23 protein-coding genes are annotated in these 25,127 nt (G+C 71.1%); 13 read left to right on the top strand and 10 right to left on the bottom strand.

Annotation, left to right across the window (positions count from 1 at the left end):
• Positions 1 to 60: 60 nt before the first annotated feature.
• The 7 genes from serC to OG219_RS21610 form a co-directional block, all read right to left on the bottom strand.
• Positions 61 to 1,179: a phosphoserine transaminase gene (gene serC / locus OG219_RS21640; protein WP_266828911.1), complete on the bottom strand. Its 1,119-nt coding sequence runs from the start codon at positions 1,177 to 1,179 to the stop codon at positions 61 to 63.
• Between the two features lie 274 nt (positions 1,180 to 1,453).
• Positions 1,454 to 2,668, bottom strand: a complete 1,215-nt coding sequence (locus OG219_RS21635; protein WP_266828909.1) for a cytochrome P450 — start codon at positions 2,666 to 2,668, stop codon at positions 1,454 to 1,456.
• Positions 2,665 to 3,888, bottom strand: coding sequence for a cytochrome P450 (locus OG219_RS21630; RefSeq protein WP_266828907.1), 1,224 nt, complete (start codon positions 3,886 to 3,888; stop codon positions 2,665 to 2,667). The genes OG219_RS21635 and OG219_RS21630 overlap by 4 nt, the downstream gene beginning before the upstream one ends.
• The gene (locus tag OG219_RS21625; protein ID WP_266828905.1) at positions 3,885 to 4,553 is read right to left on the bottom strand and encodes an ATP/GTP-binding protein; all 669 of its coding nucleotides are present in this window, start codon (positions 4,551 to 4,553) and stop codon (positions 3,885 to 3,887) included. Before OG219_RS21625 ends, OG219_RS21630 begins: the two co-directional genes overlap by 4 nt.
• 28 nt (positions 4,554 to 4,581) lie before the next feature.
• Positions 4,582 to 4,938 carry a DUF742 domain-containing protein gene (locus OG219_RS21620; protein ID WP_266828903.1) on the bottom strand — a complete coding sequence of 119 codons (357 nt, stop codon included), beginning with the start codon at positions 4,936 to 4,938 and terminating at the stop codon, positions 4,582 to 4,584.
• On the bottom strand, positions 4,935 to 5,342 hold the full coding sequence (locus tag OG219_RS21615) for a roadblock/LC7 domain-containing protein (RefSeq protein ID WP_266828901.1): 408 nt from the start codon (positions 5,340 to 5,342) through the stop codon (positions 4,935 to 4,937). The genes OG219_RS21620 and OG219_RS21615 overlap by 4 nt, the downstream gene beginning before the upstream one ends.
• Complete coding sequence (locus tag OG219_RS21610) at positions 5,339 to 7,051, bottom strand: sensor histidine kinase KdpD (RefSeq protein ID WP_266828899.1); 1,713 nt, start codon at positions 7,049 to 7,051, stop codon at positions 5,339 to 5,341. Before OG219_RS21610 ends, OG219_RS21615 begins: the two co-directional genes overlap by 4 nt.
• A 277-nt stretch (positions 7,052 to 7,328) precedes the next feature.
• On the opposite strand from OG219_RS21610, the gene OG219_RS21605 reads away from it, so the two are divergent.
• Positions 7,329 to 10,370, top strand: coding sequence for an FAD-binding and (Fe-S)-binding domain-containing protein (locus OG219_RS21605; protein ID WP_266828897.1), 3,042 nt, complete (start codon positions 7,329 to 7,331; stop codon positions 10,368 to 10,370).
• A gap of 118 nt (positions 10,371 to 10,488) precedes the next feature.
• On the opposite strand, the gene OG219_RS21600 is transcribed toward OG219_RS21605, so the two are convergent.
• Positions 10,489 to 12,324 (bottom strand): glycoside hydrolase family 15 protein, encoded by a 1,836-nt coding sequence (locus OG219_RS21600; protein WP_266828895.1) that lies wholly within the window; start codon positions 12,322 to 12,324, stop codon positions 10,489 to 10,491.
• A gap of 178 nt (positions 12,325 to 12,502) precedes the next feature.
• Positions 12,503 to 13,030, bottom strand: a complete 528-nt coding sequence (locus OG219_RS21595; RefSeq protein WP_266828893.1) for a MarR family winged helix-turn-helix transcriptional regulator — start codon at positions 13,028 to 13,030, stop codon at positions 12,503 to 12,505.
• Positions 13,031 to 13,141: 111 nt separating this feature from the next.
• Between OG219_RS21595 and OG219_RS21590 the strand changes: the two genes are divergently transcribed.
• The 6 genes from OG219_RS21590 to OG219_RS21565 all read left to right on the top strand — a co-directional run bounded on the left by OG219_RS21590 (position 13,142) and on the right by OG219_RS21565 (position 17,506).
• A complete protein-coding gene (locus tag OG219_RS21590) occupies positions 13,142 to 13,270 on the top strand; it encodes a hypothetical protein (RefSeq protein WP_266828891.1) in 129 nt (42 codons plus the stop codon).
• Entirely contained in the window at positions 13,267 to 13,695 is a 429-nt protein-coding gene (locus OG219_RS21585; RefSeq protein WP_266828889.1) for a nitroreductase family deazaflavin-dependent oxidoreductase, read from the top strand. The genes OG219_RS21590 and OG219_RS21585 overlap by 4 nt, the downstream gene beginning before the upstream one ends.
• 42 nt (positions 13,696 to 13,737) lie before the next feature.
• Positions 13,738 to 14,670: an NADP-dependent oxidoreductase gene (locus tag OG219_RS21580; RefSeq protein ID WP_266828887.1), complete on the top strand. Its 933-nt coding sequence runs from the start codon at positions 13,738 to 13,740 to the stop codon at positions 14,668 to 14,670.
• A 122-nt stretch (positions 14,671 to 14,792) separates the two neighbouring features.
• Positions 14,793 to 15,917 carry a peptidoglycan bridge formation glycyltransferase FemA/FemB family protein gene (locus tag OG219_RS21575; protein WP_266828885.1) on the top strand — a complete coding sequence of 375 codons (1,125 nt, stop codon included), beginning with the start codon at positions 14,793 to 14,795 and terminating at the stop codon, positions 15,915 to 15,917.
• Between the two features lie 179 nt (positions 15,918 to 16,096).
• Positions 16,097 to 17,062 carry a DMT family transporter gene (locus tag OG219_RS21570; protein ID WP_266828883.1) on the top strand — a complete coding sequence of 322 codons (966 nt, stop codon included), beginning with the start codon at positions 16,097 to 16,099 and terminating at the stop codon, positions 17,060 to 17,062.
• Positions 17,063 to 17,101: 39 nt separating this feature from the next.
• Entirely contained in the window at positions 17,102 to 17,506 is a 405-nt protein-coding gene (locus OG219_RS21565; protein WP_266828881.1) for a hypothetical protein, read from the top strand.
• Between the two features lie 51 nt (positions 17,507 to 17,557).
• Here the strand turns inward: OG219_RS21565 and OG219_RS21560 are convergent, their stop codons facing one another.
• Positions 17,558 to 18,781 carry an MFS transporter gene (locus OG219_RS21560; RefSeq protein WP_266828879.1) on the bottom strand — a complete coding sequence of 408 codons (1,224 nt, stop codon included), beginning with the start codon at positions 18,779 to 18,781 and terminating at the stop codon, positions 17,558 to 17,560.
• 126 nt (positions 18,782 to 18,907) lie between these two features.
• Here OG219_RS21560 and OG219_RS21555 point away from each other — a divergent pair, with 126 nt between their 5' ends.
• The 6 genes from OG219_RS21555 (at position 18,908) to OG219_RS21530 (ending at position 25,124) form a co-directional block, all read left to right on the top strand.
• On the top strand, positions 18,908 to 19,921 hold the full coding sequence (locus tag OG219_RS21555; RefSeq protein ID WP_266828877.1) for a helix-turn-helix domain-containing protein: 1,014 nt from the start codon (positions 18,908 to 18,910) through the stop codon (positions 19,919 to 19,921).
• Positions 19,922 to 20,092: 171 nt separating this feature from the next.
• Complete coding sequence (locus tag OG219_RS21550) at positions 20,093 to 20,455, top strand: DUF6247 family protein (RefSeq protein ID WP_266828875.1); 363 nt, start codon at positions 20,093 to 20,095, stop codon at positions 20,453 to 20,455.
• Positions 20,452 to 20,712, top strand: a complete 261-nt coding sequence (locus tag OG219_RS21545) for a hypothetical protein (RefSeq protein ID WP_266828873.1) — start codon at positions 20,452 to 20,454, stop codon at positions 20,710 to 20,712. The genes OG219_RS21550 and OG219_RS21545 overlap by 4 nt, the downstream gene beginning before the upstream one ends.
• Before the next feature lie 325 nt (positions 20,713 to 21,037).
• Positions 21,038 to 21,832: a TIGR03084 family metal-binding protein gene (locus OG219_RS21540; RefSeq protein ID WP_266828871.1), complete on the top strand. Its 795-nt coding sequence runs from the start codon at positions 21,038 to 21,040 to the stop codon at positions 21,830 to 21,832.
• Positions 21,829 to 23,529 carry an acyclic terpene utilization AtuA family protein gene (locus OG219_RS21535; protein ID WP_266828869.1) on the top strand — a complete coding sequence of 567 codons (1,701 nt, stop codon included), beginning with the start codon at positions 21,829 to 21,831 and terminating at the stop codon, positions 23,527 to 23,529. Before OG219_RS21540 ends, OG219_RS21535 begins: the two co-directional genes overlap by 4 nt.
• On the top strand, positions 23,526 to 25,124 hold the full coding sequence (locus OG219_RS21530; RefSeq protein WP_266828867.1) for an acyl-CoA carboxylase subunit beta: 1,599 nt from the start codon (positions 23,526 to 23,528) through the stop codon (positions 25,122 to 25,124). Before OG219_RS21535 ends, OG219_RS21530 begins: the two co-directional genes overlap by 4 nt.
• Positions 25,125 to 25,127 lie beyond the last annotated feature (3 nt).

The raw sequence follows: 25,127 nt of genomic DNA, 5'->3' as shown, positions 1-25,127 counted from the left end.
TCGGCACATGAGAAAGGGGCGCCCGGCGAGTGCCGGGCGCCCCCATCCTCGTACGAACGGTTACAGCTTCTCGATCACGTAGTCGATGCATTTCGTCAGCGCCTCGACGTCCGCCGGGTCGATGGCCGGGAACATCGCGACACGGAGCTGGTTGCGGCCCAGCTTGCGGTAGGGCTCGGTGTCGACGATGCCGTTGGCGCGCAGGACCTTGGCGACGGCGGCGGCGTCGATCTCGTCCGCGAAGTCGATCGTGCCGATGACCTGCGAGCGCTTGGCCGGGTCGGTGACGAACGGGGTCGCGTACTTGCTCTCCTCGGCCCAGGTGTAGAGGCGGGTGGAGGAGTCCTTGGTACGGCCCGCGGACCAGTCCAGCCCGCCCTGGCCGTTGATCCACTCCAGCTGCTCGTTGAGCAGGAAGAGAGTGGCGAGGGCCGGGGTGTTGTACGTCTGGTTCTTGCGGGAGTTGTCGATCGCCGTGGGGAGCGAGAAGAACTCCGGGATGTGACGCCCGCTCGCGTGGACCCGCTCGGCGCGCTCGATCGCGGCCGGGGAGAAGACGCCGATCCACAGGCCGCCGTCGGAGGCGAAGGACTTCTGCGGGGCGAAGTAGTAGACGTCGGTCTCGGCGATGTCGACCGGGAGGCCGCCGGCGCCGGAGGTGGCGTCCACCAGGACGAGGGAGCCCTCGTCGGCGCCGGCCACGCGCTTGACGGGGGCCGCGACGCCGGTGGAGGTCTCGTTGTGCGTGAAGGCGTAGACGTCGACGCCCACCTCGGCCTGCGGCTCGGGGTGCATGCCGGGGTCACTGCTGATCACGGTGGGCTCGGCGAGCCACGGCGCGAGCTTCGCGGCCTTCGCGAACTTCGAGCTGAACTCACCGAAGGTGAGGTGCTGCGACTTGTTCTCGATGAGCCCGGCGGCCGCGACGTCCCAGAACGCGGTGGAGCCACCGTTCCCGAGGACGACCTCGTACCCCTCGGGCAACGAGAACAGCGAGCTCACACCCTCGCGCACCTTGCCGACCAGGTTTTTCACCGGGGCCTGGCGGTGGGATGTCCCGAGCAGGGAACTGCCGGTCGCCGCGAGGGCGTCCAGCGCCTCCGTCCGCACCTTGGAGGGGCCCGCGCCGAAACGTCCGTCGGCGGGCTTGATGTCAGCGGGGATCTGGATATCAGCCACGATCGGGAGCCTAGCCGCTTCCGGAAACGTGGGTGAAACCTCGTCCGTCGGGTGAGACGGGGGTGGGGGTGACGCGGGGGTGTTTTTCCGCCCCCTCCGCCCCTTCCCGTCCCGTTCCTGGGGGCTGCCGCCCCCAGACCCCCGCTATCGGCCTGAACGGCCTCGTCCTCAAACGCCGGACGGGCTGGAGATAGCCCCTCCGGCGTTTGAGGAGCGGGGTCTGGGGCGGAGCCCCAGGAACAAGGGACGGGTAGGGGCGGAGGGGGCGAAAAAACTACGGTGCCGTCAGCCGCACCGGCAGCCCGAACAGATCATTCTGCGTGACCACCGGCTTGTTGCGGAGTTCGGTGGGCGGGACTGCCAGGTCGAGGGCGGGGAAGCGGTCGTAGAGGGCAGGGAGGGCCACGCCCGCCTCCAGGCGGGAGAGTGCCGCGCCGGGGCAGACGTGTGGGCCGTGGCCGAAGGAGATGTGGCGGTTCGTCGAGGTGCGGGCGATGTCGAAGTCGCCGGCGGTCGGACCGTGGGCGGCCTCGTCGCGGCCGATCGCTCCGTACGACACGATCAGCGCGTCCCCCGCGGGGATCACCTTGTCGCCGACGGGAACGTCCTCCGTCGCGAAGCGGATCAGGACGTGCGAGGTGGGCGTGGAGTAGCGGAGCGTCTCCTCGACCACCGCGGACCAGTCGGCCTCGCCGGAGAGGACGAGGGCGCGCTGGTCGGGGTGGAGTGACAGGTTGACCACGGCGTTGACGATGAGGGAGATCGTCGTCTCGTGGCCCGCCGCGACCATCAGCTGGAGGGTGGAGACGATCTCCGCGTCGGTGAGGTGGTCGCCGTCCTCGGAGGCGAGGATGAGGGCGGACGTCAGGTCGTCGCCGGGCTCGGCGCGCTTCGCCGCGACCGTCTCGGCCATGATGCCCGCGAGTTCCGTGAGCGTGGCGATGACCTCCGCCGGCGGCGTCTGCGTCGAGAAGAACTTCTCGAAGAGCTCCTTGAGGCGGGGGAGCTTCGACTCGTCGATGCCCATGAGGTCGGCGATGACGAACATGGGGAGCGGGTAGGCGAAGTCGGCCTTGAGGTCGACGACATCGGCGTCCGTCGGCAGGCCGTCGAGCAGCCCCTCCGTCAGCTTGGCGATCCGCTCCCGCATCTGCTCGACCCGGCGCGGGGTCAGCGCCTGCGCGACCAGCGTGCGCATCCGGCGATGGTCCGCACCGTCCACCGTGAGCATCGAACGGCCGGGGTTCGCGAGCCCGATCAGCGGCCAGTCCGGGGCTATCTCGCCGCGCTGCCAGGCACCCCAGACGTTGATGTCCTTCACCAGCCGGGGGTCGGTCAGCAGCTTCCTCGCCTCGGCGTGATGGGTGACCGCCCACACCGGGACACCGCCGGGCAGCTCCACGGCGGCGAGCGGACCCGCCTCGCGGAGGCGGGCGCTCTCACCTTCGAGGTCGGTGACGAACGGGTCCAGCGCGATACGAGTGGTCATGCGGGCGAGCCTCCCAGGGCCGGAGTCGGTGTGAATCTCACAGGCAGTTCGGTCAGCCCCCGCAGCCACGGGGAGGGCCGCCGGGTCAGCGACCCGGCGTCCACGGCGAGGTCGATGTCCGGCAGCCGGTCCAGTACGACCTCGATCCCGGTCCGCGCGATGACCTCCGCGACCTCCTGCGCCGGGAACGGACAGCGGTGTTCGCCGTGGCCGAAGGAGAAGTGGGCGTTGTTGCCGCCGGTGAGCGCAGAGCCGTCGGTGCGGACCTGGGGGTCGGAGTTGGCGCCCTGGAGGCCGAGGATGAGCAGGTCGCCGGAGCGGATGCGGCGGCCGCCGAGCTGGGTGTCGCGGGAGGTCCAGCGGCCTGCGATGTTCTGGGAGGGGGTGTCCTCCCACAGGACCTCGTTCATGGCCTCGGCGACGCTGTGCCGGCCGCCGAACAGCGAGGCCGCGAAACGGTCGTCGGTGAGCATCAGGCGCAGCGAGTTGCCGATCCAGTCGGCGGTCGGCTGGTGGCCCGCGGCCATCATGACCATCAGGTCCTGGGCGATCTCCTCGTCGGTGAAGCCGGAGGTGTCCTTGAGCATGCGGGACACGACGTCGTTCGAGGGCGCCGCCTTCCGGTCGGCGAGCAACTGCCCCATGGATGTGGCGAGATGCTGCTGACCTGCCAGCGCCCCCTCCCGCCCGTTGATCATGTCGTTGAGGGCGGTGACCAGGCCGGGGCCCTGCTCGTCCGAGAAGCCGAAGAGCGTCGCGAGGACGCGGACGGGCAGCAGCGCCGCGTAGTCCCCGACGAGGTCCGTCTCGCCCTTGGCGCACACCGTGTCGATGAGCTCGTCGGCGAACTTCTCGGCGTGGCCTCGCAGTTCGAAGGGGTCGACGGCTTCGAGCGCGTCGCTGATCATCGCGGCGCGCTCGCGGTGGCGTTCGCCGACCGTGTAGAGGATGGAGGGCTGCTTGCGGCCGATCATCGGAAGGAGCGGCCAGTCGTCCGGGATGTTCGGCCACTGGCTCCACAGGTCGGAGTCCCGGCTGAACAGCACGGGATCGCCGGTGACCTGGTGCAGTTCGCGGTAGCCGAGCACCAGCCACGCCGGTACGTCACCGTCGAGCACGACCGGCACCACGGACCCGTGGTCGCGCCGCATCTCCCGGTACAGCTCGGCGGGTTCGGTCTGGAACCGGGGCCCGCTGAGGGGCACGGGGACGGGGGTCACAGGGCCAACTCCGGGGATTTGAGGGGGGTTTTGCCGACGGCTCCGGGTGCGTTTCCAGCGGCGTACAAGCTCTGTATGTGCTCGATCAGCGTGATCAGCACCCGCTTGCCGGACTCCCGCGAGCGGGCGTCGCAGTCGAGCAGCGGGATGTGCGGGTCGAGGTCGAGGGCCTCGCGGATCTGGGCGGGGGTGTGTGCGGGACCGCCGAAGTCGTTGCAGGCCACGATGAACGGCATGCCGTGGTGCTCCAGGCGGTCGATGGCGTACCAGGAGTCGTCGATGCGCCGTGTGTCCACGAGCACGACCGCGCCGAGCGTGCCGGAGAACAGGCGGTCCCAGAGGAACCAGAACCGCTCCTGCCCGGGCGCGCCGAACAGGTACAGCACATTGCGGGCATCGAGTGTGATGCGCCCGAAGTCGAAGGCGACGGTGGTCGCGGACTTGCCGCGCACCTCGCTGATGTCGTCGATCGCCTCGCCCGCCTGGGTCATCGTCTCCTCGGTGTTGAGGGGACGTATCTCGCTCACCGAGCGGACCAGCGTCGTCTTGCCGACGCCGAAACCGCCGACGACGACGATCTTGAGGCCGTTGTCCGCCGACGCCGCGAGGGGCGTACGGGCGTCGGAGGCCGACACCGTCACCGGCGTACGGGCGTCAGAAGGCACCGACGGCGCCGATGGCGGCGTACCGGCGTCAGAGGTTACGGAGTCCAACGAGCACCTGCTCCAGGATGTCGGGATCGGGGAGGCCGGAAGAAGCGGCGGTGTGCGGGTGACGGGCGCTGACGCGGCCCGCGGCGAGCAGGTCGGCGAGCAGGATCTTCATGATGCTCACCGGCAGCCGCAGTTCGGCCGCGAGCTCGACGACCGCCGTGGGCCGCTGGGCGAACCGCAGGATCGCGGCGTGCTCCGACTGCATGCCCGCCACCGGATCGCACTCGGCGACCACCAGCGTCACCAGGTCGAACGGGGCGTCGGGACCGGACCGGCTGCGTCCTCCCGTGAGGGTGTACAGCCGGTCGGGCGAGTCGTCCCTGCCGGGACGGCTCATGACGAACGGGGCTGCGCGTTCAGGTGTTCGCCGAGTTGTTCCACCAGTTCGGTCATGTTGTGCCCGACCAGACCGGCGTCCGCGTCCTCGGTCGTGACCACCGCCAGGTGGGCGCCGTCGCCCGCCTCGACGATGAACAGGACTCCGCCGTAGAACTCGGCCATCGCGGACCGTACGCCTCCGCTGCCGTCGCCGAACTCCATGGACGCCCCGTGGGAGAGCGACTGGATGCCGGCGGCGATCGCGGAGAGCTGGTCGGCCTGGTCGACCGAGAGCTCCGGGGTGCGGCACAGCTTCAGGCCGTCGCGGGAGAGTACGAGCGCGTGCCGCGCGCCCGGGGTGCGCTCGAGGAGGCCCTCGATGAGCCAGGAGAGCTTCTCGTCGGCGGTGGTGGTGCCCGTCATGGGGTGGTGTGGCCTTCCGGGTGCGAGTGGGAGTGCGGGGACGGGGACACGGCGGCGGCCGTGTCCCGTACGGCTTTGCTGTCTTCAGCGGCTTCAGCGGCTTCAGCGGCTTCAGCGGCTACGGGGTCTCCGGGGTCGGGATCTCCGGCGTCGGCTGCAGTGGCGCGTACCGCCTGGCGGAAGCTGCTGAAGCGGTCGGCCCTGGCCTTGGCTCTGTCCGGGGTCCCGGGAGCGGGCGTACGGGCTTCCGCGTCGGCCGCCTGGCCGGTGGCGTGCGCGCGGCTGCGTTCGGCGTGCGCGAGGGTGCGGCCGCGGCGGCGCTTGGGGAGGCCGCCCGTCGACGGGGAGTCCGGCTCGTGCCGGGGCGAGTCGTGGGTGGGTACGGGGTCCGGGTCGAGGTCGTCGGCGGCGCGGGCGGCGGCGTACGACACCTCGGGGACCGGCACGGTCTCGGCGGGCTCGGGCTCCGGCTCGGGCCCGGACTCCGCGGGCAGTGGGACGGCCGGGAGAGTGGGGAGATTCGGCAGGGTGAGGAGGTCCTGGGGGATGAGCATCAGGACGCCCGTGCCGCCGCGTGCGGAGGGCCGGAAGGACACCTTCAGGCCGTGCTTGCGGGCGAGCCGGCCGACCACCGCGAGGCCCAGCCGGGTGCCGGTGAGCCCGCCCGGTTCGGCGCTGTCACCGGACACGGCACGTTCGGCGCGGCGCAGCTGCACGTCGCCCATGACCAGGCCGCTGTCCTCGACGGAGACGATGACTCCGGCCGGTACCTCCTCGACGTACACGTGTACTTCGGCGGTCGGCGGCGAGAAGTTCGCGGCGTTGTCGAGGAGTTCGGCGAGCGCGTGCATCACGCCCTCGGCGGCGTGCCCGGCGACGGCGGCCTCGCTGGCGGAGTGGACGCGGACGCGCTGGTAGCCGCCGATGCGGCCCATCGCGCCGCGCAGGATCGACTCCATGACGATGGGCCGCGCCCAGCGGCGGCCGGAGCGTGCGCCGGAGAGGACGGCGACGGAGTCGGCGAGGCGGCCCGCCTGCGCGGTGCGGTGGTCGAGGTACAGCAGGTCGGCGAGGACCTCCTCGTCGGAGTGCCGCTCTTCCATGGCGCGCAGGTCGGCGAGCATGCCGGTGGACAGCGCCTGCATCCGGCCTGCCGCGTTGGCGGTCGAGGCGAGCGCGGCGGCGCGGTCACCGATGGCCTGCCGGGCGCGCTCGGCCTGCCGGGTGTGCTCCTCGGTGAGGCGGTCCAGTTCTTCGGTGAGCTGCTGCCGCTCGGCGGCGAACTCCTCGGTGAGGCGCGTGCGTTCCCGGGCCGCGGACTCGGTGAGCCGTACGCGTTCCTGGGCAGCGGACTCGGCCAGTCGCGCCCGTTCACGGGCGACGTCGCCGGTCAGCCTGGCCTGCTCCTGGTTGAACTCCTCGGTCAGCCGGGCCCGTTCCTGGAGGAGCCGTCCGGCGTCCTCGGTCACGGCGTCGAGCCGGCGGCGTACCAGCTTCGATGTCTGTACGGAGTACGCGGCCACCGCGACGGCCGCGCACAGCAGTACGGCGGCGGCGCCCGCGCCCCAGGCGAGGGGGGCGCGCACCGAGTCGTCCGCCAGGTAGACCGCTTCGACGACCGCGGCGGCGGCCAGGACGGCGGTGATCAGGGGAGCGGGCGCGACGGCGCGGAGCGTGGGTCGTTCGCCGGAGGGGATGGGCGCGGTCATGAATCGTGTCCTCGGTCGTGTCCTGGGCGAGGTTCCTGTGCGCGGTTCCTGGTGCGAAGTTCCTGGGTGAGGTTCCTGCGCGCGATTCTTGTGCGCGGTTCCTGGGCGAGAAGCGACACCTGGTGCTCAACTCGCCGTCACTATATGAGAGTTCGTGATCAAATTGGGAAGGTTCCGGTTCTTGGCCTCATAATCCGACCATGATTCGGCCAGTCGAACACGGTCACTGTGCGGTGGCGTACGATCACTGTCAGTGCCTGGGGGCATCCTGGGGTGCATGACTGATCTCGGGGCACTGCGAGCGGGGTTGCGGAAGGCCGTGCGCGGCGAGGTGGCCTTCGACGCGACCGCGCGGGCGCTGACCACCATGGACGCGTCCAACTACCGGCGCGTCCCGCTCGGCGTGGTGTCCCCGCGCGACGCCGACGACGTGGCGGCCGCCCTCTCCGTGTGCCGCGAGCACGGTGTGCCGGTCGTGCCGCGCGGCGGCGGCACGTCGATCGCCGGGCAGGCGACGGGCACGGGCGTGGTCCTGGACTTCACACGCCACATGAACCGGATCGTGTCCCTGGACCCCGGATCGCGTACGGCGGTGGTCCAGCCCGGTGTCGTACTGGACCGCCTCCAGGACGCCGCCGCCCCGCACGGCCTGCGCTTCGGCCCCGACCCCTCGACCCACAGCCGCTGCACGCTCGGCGGGATGATCGGCAACAACTCGTGCGGCTCGCACTCGGTCGCCTGGGGCACGACGGCGGACAGCGTGCGGGAGCTGTCGGTCGTCACCGGGCAGGGGGCCGCCGTGCGCCTCGGGCAGGACTGGGCGGGCGCCCCCGACGGCCTCCGGCCCCTGGTGGAAGCCGAGTTGGCGCGCCTGCGCACCGGCTTCCCCGACCTTCCCCGCCGTATCTCCGGGTACGCCCTCGACGCCCTTCTCCCCGAGAGGGGCGCGGATGTCGCCCGGTCCTTCTGCGGCTCCGAGGGCACCTTGGGGGTGCTGACCGAGGCGGTCGTGCGACTGGTCGAGGCACCCCCCGCGCGGGCGCTGGCCGTGCTGGCGTACCCGGACGAGAGCGCGGCGGCGGAGGCGGCCGCCGGACTGCTGCCGCACGGCCCGCTGACGGTGGAGGGGATGGCCGCCGATCTCGTACGGGCCGACGCGGGGCTGCCGCGGGGCGGGGCCTGGCTCTTCGTGGAGACGGGCGGAGCGGACACGGGGGAAGCACGCGCGCGTGCCGACGCGATAGTGCGGGCCGCCGACGTGACCGGCTCCCTCGTGGTCACCGACCCGGCCGGACAGCGCGCCCTGTGGCGGCTGCGCGAGGACGCCAGCGGCACGGCGACCCGGATGCCGGACGGCAGCGAGGCCTGGCCCGGCTGGGAGGACTGCGCGGTGCCGCCGGCCCGGCTCGGACCGTATCTCCGCGACTTCCGGGCCCTGTTGACGGCCCACGGGCTGCGCGGCACACCGTACGGGCACTTCGGCGACGGCTGCATCCACGTACGCATCGACTTCGACCTGATGACGGGTGACGGCATCGGCCGCTTCCGGCGCTTCTCGGAGGAGCTCGCGGAGGTCGTCGTGTCCCACGGGGGCTCCCTGTCCGGCGAGCACGGGGACGGGCAGGCGCGGGCGGAGCTGCTCCCCAAGATGTACGGCGAGGAGATGGTCGGGCTCTTCGAGCGGGTCAAGGGCGTCTGGGACCCGGACGACCTGCTCAACCCCGGGATGCTGGTGCGGCCGCACCGGCTGGACGAGAACCTGCGGTTCGCGGTGCTGCCGAAGGAACCGGTGGACGTGGCCTTCGGGTATCCGGCGGACGGCGGGGACTTCTCGGCGGCGGTGCGCAGGTGTGTGGGGGTCGCCAAGTGCCGTACTCCGGTGGGGTCTTCGGCGGACGTCATGTGTCCGTCGTTCCGGGCCACCGGCGAGGAGGAGCACTCCACTCGGGGGCGGGCGCGGCTGCTGCACGAGATGCTCGCGGGCGAGGTCGTGACCGGCGGATGGCGTTCGACGGAGGTCCGCGACGCGCTGGACCTCTGCCTCTCCTGCAAGGGATGCAGGTCCGACTGCCCGGTCGGCGTCGACATGGCCACGTACAAGGCGGAGTTCCTCCACCACCACTACGAGGGGCGGCGGCGCCCCGCTGCCCACTACGCCATGGGGTGGCTGCCGCTCTGGCTCGGGCTCGTCGCCCGGACCCGTACGGCGCGGGCCGTCAACTACCTTGCTTCCGTACGGCCGTTGGCGGCGCTGGCCAAGAAGGTGGGCGGGATCGCGCCCGAACGGGGGCTTCCGGTGGTGGCCCGGGAGACCTTCAGCCGGTGGTGGGCGCGGAGGTTCCGGGCGCGGGTGCGGGGGTTCGTGCGGGATGTGAAGCGGGGGGTGCGGGGGCCGTTTCCGGGGTTTGGTTCCGGGGCCGGAGCCGGCTCGGGCTTCGGCTCCTCCGGCGAGGTCGTCGTCCTGTGGCCGGACACCTTCACCGAGCACCTCTCACCGTCCGTGGGCCGGGCCGCCGTACACGTCCTGGAGGCGGCGGGGCTGACGGTACTGCTGCCGCCGACGAAGGAGATGAGGTTCACGCCGGCGGGCGAGGGGGTGGGGGCGAGGGTGCCCAACGGGCCGATCGGGGACGGGACGTCACGTGGCCCGATCGGGGACGGCGTGACGAAGGGACCCATCGGTTTCGGCGCGTTCCTGCCGCGTCGCCGCCACCGCGTCTGCTGCGGCCTGACGTACGTCTCGACGGGCCAACTCGACCGCGCCCGCACCGTGATGCGCCGCACGCTGGACCTGATGGAGCCCTACGTGGAGATGGGCACCCCGGTCGTCGTCCTGGAACCGAGCTGCGCCGCCGCCCTCCGCACCGACCTGCCCGAGCTGCTGCACGACGACCCGCGAGCGGCGCGTCTGGCGGCGACGGTGACCACGTTCGCGGAAGCCCTGGAACGGCACGCCCCGCACTGGACCCCGCCCCGGCTGGACCGCCCGGCCGTCGGTCAGACCCACTGCCACCAGCACGCGGTCCTGGGCGACGCCGCCGACCGCCGCCTGCGCGAGGCAGCGGGTCTCACCGGCCCCCTCGCGAGCGGCTGCTGCGGCCTCGCCGGCAACTTCGGCTTCGAGAAGGGCCACTACGAGGTCTCGACGGCCTGCGCCGAGGAACAACTGCTCCCGGCCGTACGGGCGGCCACGGACGACACGGTGGTCCTGGCGGACGGCTTCTCCTGCCGCACGCAGCTGGAGCAGTTGGCGGGGACGAGGGGGAGGCATCTGGCGGAGGTGCTGGCGGAGGGGTTGAACGGAGCGTCTACGCGATAGGCGAACAGCGGGGCGGAGGCGGTGTGCGCGACGCGCTGGAAGCCGTCCTGGCCGAACCGGACGTTGCCGTCGACCCGCCGTAGCGCGTCGGGCACCGCGTCCGGGCGGCGGTGCTGTGTCAGCCGAGTGCGCGGTCGAGGTTGAAGGCGGCGCTGATCAGCGAGAGGTGGGTGAAGGCCTGGGGGAAGTTGCCGAGTTGTTCGCCGGTCGGGCCGATCTCCTCGGCGTACAGGCCGAGGTGGTTGGCGTAGGTGAGCATTTTCTCGAAAGCGAGCCGGGCCTCCTCCAGCCGGCCTGCGCGGGCCAGTGCCTCGACGTACCAGAAGGAGCAGATCGAGAACGTGCCCTCCTGGCCGTGCAGGCCGTCGGGGCTGGTGGCCGGGTCGTAGCGGTGGACAAGGGAGTCGGAGACCAGGTCTGCGGTGAGGGCGTCCAGGGTGGAGAGCCACTTGGGATCGGTGGGCGAGATGAACTTGGCCATCGGCATCATCAGCAGCGAGGCATCCAACTCCCCGTCGTCCAGGGACTGGACGAACGCGCCCCGCCGGTCCGACCAGCCGCGCCGCATGATCTGCCGGTAGATCGCGTCCCGGGACTGCCGCCAGCGGGGCAGGTCGGCCGGAAGGCCCCGGCGGTTCGCCATGCGTATCGCCCGCTCCAGTGCCACCCAGCACATCAGCCGCGAGTACACGAAGTTCCGCCGGCCCGCGCGGGTCTCCCAGATGCCCTCGTCGGGCTGGTCCCAGTGCTCGCAGAGCCAGTCCGCCATCGCACCGACCTCGTCCCAGTGGGCGCTGCTGATCGGCTGTCCCCACTTGTCGTACAGGTAGATCGAGTCGATCAGGGCTCCGTAGATGTCCAGCTGGAGCTGGCCGGTGGCGGCGTTGCCGACCCGGACCGGTGCGGAGCCGAGGTAGCCCTCCAGGTGCGGCAGCTCGTACTCGGGCAGCTCGCTCCGCCCGTCGATGCCGTACATGATCTGCAACGGACCGGTCGCACCGGTGCCGCCCGTGATGCCGCGCTCGCGGAGGAACCCCATGAACGCCTCGGCCTCCGAGGTGAACCCGAGGCGCAGCATGGCGTAGACGCAGAAGGCGGCGTCCCGGACCCAGACGTAGCGGTAGTCCCAGTTGCGCTCGCCGCCGATCTGCTCGGGCAGGCTGGTGGTCGGTGCGGCGACGATCGCACCGGTCGGCGCGTAGGTGAGCAGCTTGAGCACCAGAGCGGAACGGTTCACCATTTCCCGCCACCGCCCGTGGTAGCGCGAACCGGCCAGCCACTGGCGCCAGAACCTGACCGTCGCGTCGGCCTGCTCCTGCGCCTCGGCGCGTGGGCAGGACCGAGGGGCCACGTCGTCGCCGACCTGGTCGAGGGCGAACACGTGGGACTCGCCCTCGACGAGCTTGAAGTGCGACCACGCGTCCAGGCCGTCGCTCTCCAGGGGTGCGGTGGCGGTCAGCGCGAGCGTCAGTGACGGGGACCGGAACACCGCCTCGTTGCCTTCGAGTCGCGTGGTGTGTGCTTCGGCGCCGTAGCCGAAGCGGGGGGCGATCCGTGCCCTGAAGGGGAGGGTTCCGCGGACGCAGAGCACCCGCCGGATCAGCCGGTGCCGGGCCGCCTCGCGCGACTCGTCGACCACGGGCATGAAGTCCTGTATCTCGGCCACGCCGTCCGCGGCGAAGAACCGCGTGATCAGGACGTTCGTGTCGGGGAAGTAGAACTGCCTGGTGCGGGTCGGGACCTCGGCGGCCAGCTCGAACGAGCCGCCCCGGTCGGCGTCGAGGATGGACCCGAACACGCTGGGCGAGTCGAAGCGCGGGCAGCAGTACCAGTCGATGGTGCCGTTCGTGCCGACCAGGGCGGTCGTTCGAAGATCGCCGATCAGGCCGTGTTCGGGGATCGGTATGTAGCGGCCGCTGTCGGTCTGCCCGAAACCAGTCGTGTCGAACGCCATGCCGGCCTCCCTGCCGCTGCGGCGCGGGCCTGGGGATGAAGCATTGCCTTTCATGCTAAACCGCTACTCGATTACTCGATTACTCGATTACTCGATTACTCGATGCGAGGTGCCGGCCTGACGACCGGCCTGCCGGGTCGTCGCCCGGCGCACGCCGGTGGGTACGCGGTCGATCGAGCTAGGAACCGGGTTCGGCGACGTCGCACGGGGCGGATGTGGCGTCGCCGGGGGCAGCGGTCAAGTCCATGTCCCGGACGTCGCAGGCGATCCGGCTGAGCAGAGTCCGGAACGCTTGGCGCTCAGGCTCATCGAGCGTCTCAAGGAGCCGGTCTTCGACTTTCCGTACCCGCTGCCGCAGGTCCTGGAGGGTGATGACACCCCGGGCGGTGGCGACGATCTTGCGCTGGCGTCGATCGGCGGGGTTGAGCCGGCGCTCGACCAGGCCGGCCGTGACGAGGTCGTCGATCAGGTAGGTCATCACCGTGCGGTCGATCCCCAGGTACGTGGCCAGGGCGAGCTGATTCTGCTGGTCACCTCGGACGACGACGGCGAGTGTCTGGTAGCCGCGGGCGCCCTGCGGGACGTCATCGAGGGCCGATGCGACGACGGTCCGGTACGCGCGCGTCAGGACGAGGAGGGCGAGACCGAAGTCCCCCGCGAAGTCGACACCGTCGGCGCTCGGCGTGGCCGGTGTCTCGGTGCTCATAACAGGAATGGTACCCGTCCACCCGTTGTTGAACAGATCATCTGCACAGCAGGTGATCTGCTGGACAACCTACTTCCGTGCCGAAGCGCCGCAGATGAGAAGGCGAACGTCATGCTCGAGATCGGCAGCATCGCCGGCAGCACCCGCCCCAACCGCAATGGCGGCTACGTGGCCAAGCCCCAGATGGCACAACCCGGAACGGGCACAACCCGGATCGTGGACGACAGGAGTTCGACATGAGCGAAGCACTCGACCGGAACGCGAAGACCATCGCGGAGTTCCGGGCGAACGAGGGCAGGGTCGGCGGGGTCTTCGAGGGCGCTCCGCTGGTCCTCGTCCATCACCGGGGTCGCAAGAGCGGGCAGGAGCACGTCAGCCCGATGATGTACCTCCCGCACGACACCGCCCCGGACATCGTCTACGTCTTCGCGACCAAGGGCGGAGCACCCACCAACCCGGATTGGTACCGCAACCTGACCGCCGCCGGTGAGGGCACCGTCGAACGCGGCACGGAGACCTACCAGGTGACCGTCCACGAACTGACTGGCGCCGAACGCGACCGTGTCTACGCCGAGCAGGCGCGGCGTTACCCCGGCTTCGCCGAGTACGCACGCCGGACTGCCGGAATCCGCGTGATTCCCGTGCTCGAACTCCGGCGGGCGTAGGCCACACCCCTGTCAGCTTCGGCGAGTCGAAGGAGAGAGATCATGCCCAAGGCGGTCAGGTACGACGAGTTCGGCGGGATCGACGTGTTGCGGGTCGACGAGGTGGAACGCCCGGTGCCGGGGGACGGGCAGGTCCTCGTGCGCGTGAAAGCGGCCGGTATCAACCCCAGTGAGGCGGCCATCCGCACGGGGGCGGTGGCGGACCTGTTCCCGTCGACGTTCCCGTCCGGGCAGGGCAGCGACCTCGCCGGGGTCATCGAGGAGGCCGGCGCCGGGGTCGCCGGATTCTCGCCCGGCGACGAGGTGATCGGATTCAGCCAGAAGCGGTCCTCCCAGGCCGAGTTGGTCCTGGTCGAGGCCGGTGACCTCACGCGCAAGCCGGAGAAGGTCTCATGGGAGGTGGCCGGCAGCCTGTACGTCGTCGGCGTCACCGCATGGGGGGCGGTACACGCCGTCCAGCCCGAGGAGGGCGAGACCGTTGTCGTCTCCGGAGCCGCCGGGGGAGTCGGCTCGCTCGCCGTCCAGCTCGCGCGCCGTACGGGGGCCACGGTCATCGGCCTGGCGAGCGAGAGCAACCACGAGTGGCTGAAGAGCCACGACGTGATCCCGGTCGCCTACGGCGAGGGAGTCGCGGACCGCATCAGGGCCGCCGCGCCCAGCGGCGTGGACGCCTTCATCGACACCTTCGGAGACGGGTACGTCGAGCTGGCCCTCGCCCTCGGTGTCGCGACCGACCGGATCGACACGATCGCCGATTTCGCGGCCGCCGCGAAGTACGGGGTGAAGACCGACGGGGGCAGCGCGGCCGGGCCGGGCGCCGAGGTGCTCGCCGAGCTTGCCGGCCTGATCGCCGCCGGACACCTCGATGTGCCGATCGCGAACGTCTACCCGTTGGCGCAAGTCCGCGAGGCCTACACCGAGCTCGAACGCCGCCACACCCACGGCAAGATCGTCCTCAGGCCCCAGGTGCACTGACCCGCGAGGGTGGGGACCCGACAGAGCCGCGTGGTGGGGCCGGCACGACACGCTGACCGGGACCGGGGCGGCGAACTCCGTAAGTACGCTGGCAGATCCACCCACCACAGGGAGTGCCGCGTATGAGTCTCCGCCTGCAGGCGATCACCCGCGAAGAACATCTGGCGTTCGTCAGGACCCGCCCGTCCGCGAGCCATATGCAGGTGCCGTCCTGGGGTGACGTGAAGCCGGACTGGCGGGCGGAGAGTCTGGGCTGGTTCGACGGGGACGGGGGGCTCGTCGGGGTGGGGCTGGTGTTGATGCGGCCGCTGCCCAAGGTCAAGCGGTATCTCGCCTACCTGCCCGAGGGGCCGGTCATCGACTGGCACGCCGCGGATCTGGAACGCTGGCTCGATCCGATGCTGGGGTACCTCAAGACGCGGGGCGCGTTCTCGGTGAAGATGGGGCCGCCCGTGGTCGTACGCCGGTGGAACGCGGACGCGGTCAAGGCGGCGATCGCCGATCCGGCGGCGCGGCGGCTGGGGGACGCGGCGGCGACGACGTACGAGCCGAGGGCCTTCGAGATCGCGGAACGCCTGCGGCGGATGGGCTGGCAGCAGACCGAGCCGGGCGGTGAGGACGGGTTCGCGGCCGGGCAGCCGCGGTACGTGTTCCAGGTGCCGTTCGCCGGGCGGTCGCTTCAGGAGATCCACCAGGGCCTCAACCAGCAGTGGCGGCGCAACATCAAGAAGGCCGAGAAGGCCGGCGTGAAGGTGGTGCGGGGCGGTTACGAGGACCTGCCCGCCTTCTACGAGCTGTACGCGGAGACGGCCGGACGCGACCGTTTCATCCCGCGACCGCTGCCCTACTTCCAGCGCATGTGGACCGCGCTGACGGCCGAGGACCCGGACCGTATGCGCCTCTACCTCGCCCACCACGACGGCGACGTCCTCGCCGCCGCCACGATGCTGACCGTCGGCGGACACGTCTGGTACTCCTACGGCGCCTCCACCAGCCGCAAACGCGAGGTCCAGCCGAACAACGCCATCCAGTGGCGCATGATGTCCGACGCCCATGAACTGGGCGCCTCCGTCTACGACTTCCGCGGCATCACCGACACCCTGGACGAGACCAACCACCTCCTCGGCCTCCTCCGCTTCAAGGTCGGCGCGGGCGGCGAGGCAGCCGAGTACCTCGGCGAGTGGGACTTCCCCCTCAACCGCGTCCTCCACAAGGCGCTGGACCTGTACATGGCCCGCCGCGGGTGACTCATCGCCACCGCGGGTGACCCATTGCCGCCGCGGGTGACCCATCGCACCTCTCACGCCCTGCGGTAAGTGGTAAAAGAGGTTCACAGCCCTGACGTAGTCCATTACCCTGGACTGGAAAGTGCAGCAGGATAGACGAACAGCAGCGAACCCCCACCTGAACTTCCTGGACGGACCCCGTGAACCTCCCCAGCGCCGACGTGGCCACGACGGCGACCGAACCCGCAGTCGGCACAGCCGCAGTCGCGTCCGCAGCCGCTTCCACGGCGGGTTCGGGGCGATGGGGCGCTCTCGGCCCGCTGGGCCTGGTCCTCGCCGGGGGAATCTCGGTGCAGTTCGGCGCCGCGGTGGCCGTGACGCTGATGCCGCGCGTCGGGGCGCTCGGGGTCGTCGCTCTGCGCCTCGCCGTCGCCGCGATCGTGCTGGTCGCGGTCTGCCGGCCCAAGGTGCGCGGATACTCGCGTGCGGACTGGGGCACCATCGTCGTCTTCGGCGTCACGATGGCCGCGATGAACGGGCTGTTCTACCAGTCGGTCGACCGCATCCCGCTGGGCACCGCCGTCACCCTCGAGGTGCTCGGCCCCCTCGCGCTCTCCGTCCTCGCCTCCCGCCGCGCCGTGAACCTGGTCTGGGCGGGCCTCGCCCTCGGTGGCGTCTTCCTGCTCGGCGGCGGAGGCTTCACCAGCCTCGACCCCGTCGGCGTCGCCTTCGCCCTGTCGGCGGGCGCCATGTGGGCCACGTACATCGTCTTCAGTGCCCGTACGGGGCGACGCTTCCCCCAGGCCGACGGCCTCGCGCTCGCCATGGTGGTCGCGGCGGTGGTGTTCCTGCCCCTGGGGATCATCGAGTCCGGCTCGAAACTGCTGGCCCCCACGACGATCGCCCTGGGCGCCGCGGTCGCCGTCCTCTCCTCCGTCCTCCCCTACACCCTCGAACTCCTCGCCCTGCGCCGCCTCCCCGCCTCCACCTTCGCCATCCTCATGAGCCTAGAACCCGCCATCGCCGCAACCGCCGGCTTCCTCGTCCTCAACCAGGCCCTGTCCCTCACGGAGGCCTGCGCGATCACCCTCGTCATCGCGGCGAGCATGGGCGCGGTACGGACCCAGGTGGGGCGGGGGAAGGCGAGGGGGCTGGGCGCCGACTGAGGCCTGTCCGGCGGATCATGGTGATGTCAGAGTGTGTCCGTGAGTTACAGCATCTTCCTGCTCCGGTTCGTGGACGGCGAGGTCGTCGCCCTGGACGCCGAACGGCTGCGGCAGGTGACGGAGCCGTACGTGGTGGTGGGCGGCCCGGAGGAGGGCTTCTCCCAGCTGCGCGCGGAGGACGGGGGCGAGGCGGACATTTACCACGCGTCCCAGGACGAGGACGGGATGTCGTGCGTGACGGTGACGCACTTTGCCCTTGGTGCGATGAGCGGCGTGCTCGCCCGGCTGGCGGCAGTCCTCGGGGCCTCGATCGTGCCCCAGGACGGTGACGCGCTGATCTTCCACGAGGACGATCGGCGTCATCTTCCTGCGGACCTCCAGGGGAAGGCGGTTGTCATAGCCCCCACGGGGGACGCGCTCCAGGCGGCACTCGACGCGCTCTGAGCCTCTTCGCCGCGACAAGTGCGCTAGGTGTTCCGTCCGGCGGATCATGCCCTAGTCCGTGGCGGCCGGTTCCGGCAGGACGCCGCCCGGACGCGTACCGGGGACGGCCGGCTGTCGTTCCTCGCGCCTGGTCAGCGCCGCGAGGGTCAGGGTCACGGTGACCGATGCGGCTGCCATCAGGGTCATCGCCGTGGCCGGGGAGGTCAGTTGGGCCAGGGTGCCCGCGAGGACGGCGCCGACGCCCTGCAGGGCCGCCATGCCGGTGGCGTGCAGGCCGAGGGCCTGGCCCGTGAGGTCGTCGGGGGTGAGTGACATCAGGCGTTCCTGCAGGACCAGGCTCGCGGCGAAGCCGACGGAGGCGACGGTGACGGCCACGGCCGACAGCGCGACTCCCGGGCGGAGGAAGAAGAACAGGTAGGGGGCTGCGAGGAGCAGGCGCAGCGGGGTCGCGAGACGGGGGCGCAGCGCGGGCGGTACCAGGCGGCCCACCGCCATGTCGCCCACGAACATGCCGAGCGCCCCGCACGCGTACAGCGTGCCGGCGGCCCCGGGATCGTAGGAGACGTAGAGCGAATCGCTGCCGACGATCAGGCCGTTGGGGACCCACAGGCCCAGGTACACCAGGCGGCGGGGGCGTGAGGACCACAGGAGGGCGTTGGTCCGCCAGGTCGCCGAGACGGACGGGCGGCCCGCGGAGCGCGGCGCGCGGGCGGTGAGGCCCAGGCGGGTGACGAGGGCCGACACCACGTACAGCGCCGCGGCGAGGAGCAGGCAGGTCCGTGGGGACAGGAGCGCCAGCAGCGCGCCGCCCGTCGCGAAACCGGCCATCTGCGTCAGGCCCCAGAGCATGTTGTAGACCGAACGGCCCAGGACATATCCGTCCTTGGACAGGACCTCGTTCAGCAGCCCCCCGCGCACGCCGCCGCCCAGCGACGCGACCAGGCCCTGCAGGAGTACGACGGCGAAGACCGCCCAGATGGGCAGGCCGGGCAGCGCAAGCACCGCCGTGCCGGCCGCGAAGGCGAGGGCGAGGGCGGACAGGATCGCGCGCGGGGGCAGGCGGTCGGCGCCCGAGAGCAGGAACGCGCCCCCCAGCAACTGCGCCAGCTGCGGGCCGAACATGCTCACCGCCGACAGGAACGGGGAGCCGGTGGCCCGGAAGACCAGCGTGCCGAGGGCCAGACCGCCGATCGTCTGCGCCGCGGCGAAAGCGGCGAAGGACAGCAGGAACGGGGTGAACTCCGGGGTGCGGAACAGGGTCCGGTAGCTGCGCATGCGCCGAAGTCTCCGAGCCGCCCGGGGCCGTGTTTACTGTTTCGCCGACGCGCGAAAGGTCGCAGGCGTGGGCCTGTCGTACGCGTGGGCTTAGTGTCGCGCGCGGGTGGGCTTAGGGTCGCGCGCATGGGCTTATGGCAGATCAACACCGACACCCTCGCCCGCAGCCGGTTCGTCCTCTCGCCGTTCGCCGAGACCTTCGCGAGCCTGAAACTGCTGCACGCGGGGACCGGTGCCCATCCCGGCGAGGAGGCCTGGCTGCGCGCTCATCTGCCCGGCTACCGCGCGCGCCTCACGGCCGACCCGGTGGCCGCCCCGCTCGTTCAGGCGGCACTCGGCACGTCCTGGATCGCCGACTTCTTCTGCCCCACCTCGTGCGTCGGGGAGAGCTTCGAGGAGACCGTGGCCCGGGTGCGGACGGCCGGGGCCGGAGAGGCGCGCGCCAACCTCCGCGTGTCCCTCCGGGGCCCGCTCCCCGCCGCCCTGGAGCGCGACGACCTGCCCGAGCGGGCGACCGCGCTCCTGACGTACGTCTGGGAGGAGACCGTACGGCCGTACTGGCAGCGCCGGCGGCGCGTCCTGGAGGCCGACATGGTCGCGCGGACCGCGCGGGTGAGCCAGGGAGGCTGGGCGGCCGTGCTGGACTCGCTGAAGCCGGGCACACGTTGGCTCGGGGAGAGCCGGTTCCAGGTCAACGCGAACGCCTATCCGCCGCGGGAGATCGCCGCCGGGGCCGAGCTGCTGTTCATGCCGGTCACACCGAGGACCAGTTGGGTGTCGTGGGAGGGACGGGAACGGTACGCCGTCGTCTACCCGTGTCTCGGGGTACTCGCCGAGGACCACCACCGGCGACCCGTCCCGGCCGGACTCGGGGCGCTCATCGGTACCGCACGGGCCGCACTGCTGGCGCTGCTCGCGACTCCCATGAGCACGACCCAGCTGGTCGCCGTGACCGGGCAGGGGCTGGGTTCGGTGGGCAGGCATCTGCGGGTGCTGCTGCACGCGGGTCTGGTGGAGCGGCGGCGGGCCGGGCAGTCGGTGCTGTACGTGCGGACGGCGGCCGGGGGTGTGCTGGTGGAGGCGTCGGGGGGCGGTGCCGGTGACGGGGAGCCGGAGCCGGGGATCCACTCGGCGTCTTGAGCTGACGCCTGGGCCTGACGGGATCGGCCGAGCGGAACGGGCAAACCGGTCCGCGAGGGATTTCGGTGAACGCTAGAGTCGGGCTCAGGCTTGGACCTCCTCCGTGGCAGGCGAGAAAATGGAGAAGGGCAAGCCTGTCACTGGTACCGATGCGACGAAGGGGACGGCAGCGTGAGCGTTCAGCACGCCGAAGCGGCAGGCGACGGACCGCTGATCCCCCGCCCGGAGCGCACTCCGGCAGCACTCCGCGCTGCCTGCGCCGTCGTCGCTCCCCAGCTCCTTGCCGCCTACGACCAGGCCAAGGACCAGGCCCTCGCCGAGGCTGTGGAACACGGTTCCATCAAGCCCGTCCACGCGTACCTCCTCCACTGGGCCGCGCTCATCGAGATCGAGCGACACCCGGAGACGGCCAAGGCGTTTCACCGTGCCGAATACCTCGCTCATGTCGCGACCGAGCCGGATGAGGCTCGAAAGCATCTGACCACGACCAGTGGCATCTACCGCGACGCGGCCAAAGCGGTGCACGACGCGTGACCTGGCAGTGGGAAGACGTCCCGGACGAGGAGACGGTGGCTGCCGGTGCCCCACCCGCGTTCATCCACGAAGTGGAGAAGAAGGCGGACGAGCTGGTCAAGGCGGCTGAAGCCGTCCACCTCCACGGGCCTGCCTATCAGGGCGCGGATGAGGGAGCGAAGCATGCGTTCGTGGACGGCGGCTTCTTCGTTTACATGATCACGCCGCGAACGGAACTCGTCTCCATCTGGCAGATCACCGTCGACCCCCTTTCGTAGGGACAGCGGCGCCTCCTGCAAGAGCCCGTACACCACCTGCGCCCGATAGGTGGCGATGTTTTCGCCCTGGCCGCCATCTCCGCATACGGCTAGACCAATACGGCAGATGACTCCGCGGCACCAGCCCCATCAGCCCCACCAGCCGCGAGAACACCCCGCCTCCTTCAGCCCCGCCGACTCCCGAACGCGACTCGCGTGCGCTGCGTGGCGCCGCGCGGCGTGAATCAATAATGCAAGCACGCTTGCTTGTTTCTGTGGGCGCTGCCATGCTCCAGAACGCACCGCACCACCCCGCACACCGTCGTGCCCCGAGGGGAGCGCCATCGTGTTCGACCCGTCGTCCTTGATCGATGACATGCACCGGGAGAGCGAGGAACTCGACCGGTTGGTCGGGGAGTTGGGGGAGGACGGCTGGGCCCTTCCGACGCCCGCCGAGGGGTGGAGCATCGCCCACCAGATCGCGCATCTCGCCTGGACCGACCGGGCGGCACTGCTGGCCGTCACGGACGCGGAGGCGTTCGGACGGGAGACCGAGAAGGCGTTCGCGTCGCAGGGCTCCCTCGTGGACGAAGGTGCCGAGGAGGGGGCGCGCACGGCGCCCGCGCGGTTGCTCGCGACCTGGCGCGCAGGGCGCGCGGAACTGGAGCGAAAGCTGCGCTCCGCGCCCCCCGGCACGCGCATCCCCTGGTACGGGCCGCCCATGTCCGCCGCCTCCATGGCCACCGCCCGTCTCATGGAGACCTGGGCGCACGGACAGGACGTGGCCGACGCATTGGGTGTGATGCGCACACCCACGGACCGGCTCCAGCATGTGGTGCGCATCGGTGTGCGGACGCGGAACTTCGCCTTCGGGGTACGGGGACTCAGCGCGCCGAGTGAGGAGTTCCGAGTCGAACTCGTCGGACCCTCGGGCGAGTTGTGGACGTACGGCCCCGAGGGCGCCGCCCAGCGCGTCACCGGCCCCGCGCTCGACTTCTGCCTGCTGGTCACCCAGCGGGCGAACCGCGCCGACCTCGCCGTACGGGTGGAAGGCCCCGACGCCGACAAGTGGCTGGACATCGCGCAGGCGTTCGCGGGGCCGTCGGGGGCCGGGCGCGCACCGAAGGGGGCCGCACGGTGACCGTCGCGCCACTGCGCATCGGCAACGCCTCCGGCTTCTACGGCGACCGCTTCGACGCCATGCGCGAGATGCTCACCGGCGGCCCGCTGGACGTCCTCACCGGCGACTACCTCGCCGAGCTGACCATGCTCATCCTCGGACGGGACCGGCTGAAGGACCCCGGGCGCGGCTACGCCAAGACCTTCCTGGGTCAACTGGAGGAGTGCCTCGGCCTCGCGCACGAGCGCCGCGTACGCATCGTCGCGAACGCCGGCGGCCTCAACCCGGCCGGACTCGCCGACGCCGTACGGGAGTTGGCCGACCGGCTGGGCATCCCGGCGCGGGTCGCCCACGTCGAGGGCGACGACCTCACCCGGAACCACCCGAGGAGCCTCGCCGCACACGCCTACCTCGGCGGCGCCGGAATCGCCGCGTGTCTGCGCGAGGGCGCGGACATCGTCGTCACCGGGCGGGTGACGGACGCGGCGCTGGTCACCGGCCCCGCGGTGGCCCACTTCGGCTGGGCCCCGGACGCGTACGACCGGCTCGCGGGCGCCGTGGTCGCCGGGCACGTCCTGGAGTGCGGCACCCAGGCCACCGGCGGCAATTACGCCTTCTTCGCGGAGCACGACCCGGCGAGGCTCCGTCACCCCGGCTTCCCGCTCGCCGAACTCCACGAGGACGGCACGAGCGTCATCACCAAGCACGACGGCACCGGCGGCCTCGTCGACATCGGCACGGTCACCGCGCAGCTCCTGTACGAGACCGGGGGCGCCCGGTATGCGGGGCCCGACGTCACCGCCAGGCTCGACACCGTCCGGCTCACTCAGGAAGGCCCGGACCGGGTCCGGATCGAGGGCGTGCGCGGCGAGGCCCCGCCCCCCACCCTCAAGGTCGGCCTCAACCGGCTCGGCGGCTTCCGCAACGAGGTCGTGTTCGTGCTGACCGGGCTCGACATCGAGGCGAAGGCCGCGCTGGTCCGGGACCAGATGGAGGCAGCGCTCGACGCCGCCAAGTCCCGCCCGGCGGACGTCCGCTGGGACCTCGCCCGCACCGACCACCCCGACGCCCCCACCGAGGAGACCGCGAGCGCGCTCCTCCGGCTCGTCGTACGGGACCCGGACCAGCACGCGGTGGGGCGGGCGTTCAGCGGTGCAGCCATCGAACTCGCCCTCGCCAGCTACCCCGGATTCCATGTGATGGCGCCACCTGGAACGGGCGCGCCTTATGGGGTCTTCGAGGATGTGTACGTCCCTCATGGCTCCGTGGACCATGTGGCTGTCCTCGATGACGGACGCCGTATCCCTGTGGCTCCGGCCGGGGACAGCCTTGTACTGGAAACCCTGGAAGCGCCGCCGTTGCCCGAGCCTCTGCCCTCCGGGGCGCCCACCCGTCGGGCCGCCCTGGGGCTGGTCGTTGGCGCGCGCAGCGGGGACAAGGGCGGGAACGCAAACGTCGGGGTGTGGGCGCGGACGGACGAGGCCTGGCGGTGGATTACCCACGAGCTGACAACTGACAGATTTCAGAATCTGATATCTGAAAGTTGTCATCTGAAAGTTGTCCGTCACCTACTGCCCAACCTCCGCGCCCTGAACTTCGTCGTCGAAGGAATCCTCGGCGAGGGCGTCGCCTCGCAGGCCCGCTTCGACCCCCAGGCCAAGGCGCTGGGCGAATGGCTCCGCTCCCGCCACCTCGACATCCCGGAGTCCCTCCTGTGACCGTCATCTCGTCGTCCCTGGACACCAGGAGCCCCGACTACGCCGCCAACCGCGAAGCCATGCTCGCCAAGCTCACCGAGCTGGACGCCGAGCACGCCAAGGCGCTCGCGGGCGGCGGCGAGAAGTATGTCGCCCGGCACCGCAAACGCGGCAAGCTGCTCGCCCGCGAGCGCATCGAACTGCTGCTGGACCCCGACACACCGTTCCTGGAGCTGTCCCCGCTCGCGGCCTGGGGAAGCGACTACGCGGTCGGTGCCTCGCTGGTCACCGGGATCGGTGTCGTCGAGGGAGTGGAGTGCCTGATCACGGCGAACGACCCGACCGTGCGGGGAGGAGCCAGCAACCCGTGGAGCCTGAAGAAGGCCCTGCGGGCCAATGACATCGCCCTCGCCAACCGGCTGCCCTGCATCAGTCTCGTCGAGTCGGGCGGGGCCGATCTGCCGTCCCAGAAGGAGATCTTCATTCCCGGGGGCGCGATCTTCCGCGACCTCACGAGGCTGTCGGCGGCCGGAATCCCCACCGTGGCCGTCGTGTTCGGGAACTCCACCGCAGGCGGCGCGTACATCCCCGGCATGTCCGACCACGTGATCATGGTCAAGGAGCGGGCGAAGGTCTTCCTCGGCGGGCCGCCGCTGGTGAAGATGGCCACCGGCGAGGAGAGCGACGACGAGTCGCTGGGCGGCGCCGAGATGCACGCGCGCGTGTCGGGGCTCGCGGACTACTTCGCCGTCGACGAGCAGGACGCGATCCGGCAGACGCGACGGGTGGTGGCCCGCCTCAACCACCGCAAGGCGCACGTCGATCCGGGCCCGGCCGCCCCGCCGAAGTACGACGAGGACGAGCTCCTGGGGATCGTCCCGGGGGACCTCAGGCACCCCTTCGACCCGCGCGAGGTCGTCGCCCGCATCGTCGACGGCTCCGACTTCGACGAGTTCAAGCCCCTCTACGGGACGAGCCTGACGACCGGCTGGGCGACCCTCCACGGCTATCCCGTCGGCGTGCTGGCCAACGCCCAAGGAGTGCTGTTCAGCGCCGAGTCGCAGAAGGCGGCCCAGTTCATCCAGCTCGCCAACCAGCGCGACATCCCGCTCCTCTTCCTGCACAACACCACCGGCTACATGGTCGGCAAGGAGTACGAACAGGGCGGCATCATCAAGCACGGCGCGATGATGATCAACGCGGTGAGCAACAGCCGCGTACCTCACCTCTCCGTGCTCATGGGCGCCTCCTACGGAGCGGGCCACTACGGCATGTGCGGGCGCGCCTACGACCCGCGCTTCCTCTTCGCCTGGCCCAGCGCCAAGTCCGCCGTCATGGGCCCCCAGCAGCTCGCCGGCGTCCTCTCGATCGTCGCCCGGCAGTCGGCCGCCGCCAAGGGACAGCCCTACGACGATGACGCCGACGCCGCGCTGCGCGCCATGGTGGAGCAGCAGATCGAGTCCGAGTCCCTGCCGATGTTCCTGTCCGGGCGGCTGTACGACGACGGGGTCATCGATCCGCGCGACACCCGCACCGTGCTCGGCCTGTGCCTGTCCGCGATCCACACGGCGCCCTACGAGGGTGCGCGCGGTGGCTTCGGCGTCTTCCGGATGTGAGAG

This window comes from Streptomyces sp. NBC_00038, from assembly GCF_026343635.1.
In the GTDB taxonomy this organism is placed as follows: Bacteria; Actinomycetota; Actinomycetes; order Streptomycetales; family Streptomycetaceae; genus Streptomyces.
Note: the sequence above shows the minus strand (reverse complement) of the source record. Positions and strands in the feature narration are given on the sequence as shown.

Excerpts from the sequence above, each read along its gene's own strand:
- OG219_RS21635 (WP_266828909.1), bottom strand. The coding sequence starts at position 2,668 with ATGACCACTCGTATCGCGCTGGACCCGTTCGTCACCGACCTCGAAGGT.
- OG219_RS21605 (WP_266828897.1), top strand. The coding sequence starts at position 7,329 with ATGACTGATCTCGGGGCACTGCGAGCGGGGTTGCGGAAGGCCGTGCGC.
- OG219_RS21615 (WP_266828901.1), bottom strand. The coding sequence starts at position 5,342 with ATGACGGGCACCACCACCGCCGACGAGAAGCTCTCCTGGCTCATCGAG.
- OG219_RS21620 (WP_266828903.1), bottom strand. The coding sequence starts at position 4,938 with ATGAGCCGTCCCGGCAGGGACGACTCGCCCGACCGGCTGTACACCCTC.
- OG219_RS21580 (WP_266828887.1), top strand. The coding sequence starts at position 13,738 with ATGCCCAAGGCGGTCAGGTACGACGAGTTCGGCGGGATCGACGTGTTG.
- OG219_RS21590 (WP_266828891.1), top strand. The coding sequence starts at position 13,142 with ATGCTCGAGATCGGCAGCATCGCCGGCAGCACCCGCCCCAACCGCAAT.
- OG219_RS21610 (WP_266828899.1), bottom strand. The coding sequence starts at position 7,051 with ATGACCGCGCCCATCCCCTCCGGCGAACGACCCACGCTCCGCGCCGTC.
- OG219_RS21595 (WP_266828893.1), bottom strand. The coding sequence starts at position 13,030 with ATGAGCACCGAGACACCGGCCACGCCGAGCGCCGACGGTGTCGACTTC.
- OG219_RS21560 (WP_266828879.1), bottom strand. The coding sequence starts at position 18,781 with ATGCGCAGCTACCGGACCCTGTTCCGCACCCCGGAGTTCACCCCGTTC.
- OG219_RS21555 (WP_266828877.1), top strand. The coding sequence starts at position 18,908 with ATGGGCTTATGGCAGATCAACACCGACACCCTCGCCCGCAGCCGGTTC.
- OG219_RS21575 (WP_266828885.1), top strand. The coding sequence starts at position 14,793 with ATGAGTCTCCGCCTGCAGGCGATCACCCGCGAAGAACATCTGGCGTTC.
- OG219_RS21585 (WP_266828889.1), top strand. The coding sequence starts at position 13,267 with ATGAGCGAAGCACTCGACCGGAACGCGAAGACCATCGCGGAGTTCCGG.
- OG219_RS21600 (WP_266828895.1), bottom strand. The coding sequence starts at position 12,324 with ATGGCGTTCGACACGACTGGTTTCGGGCAGACCGACAGCGGCCGCTAC.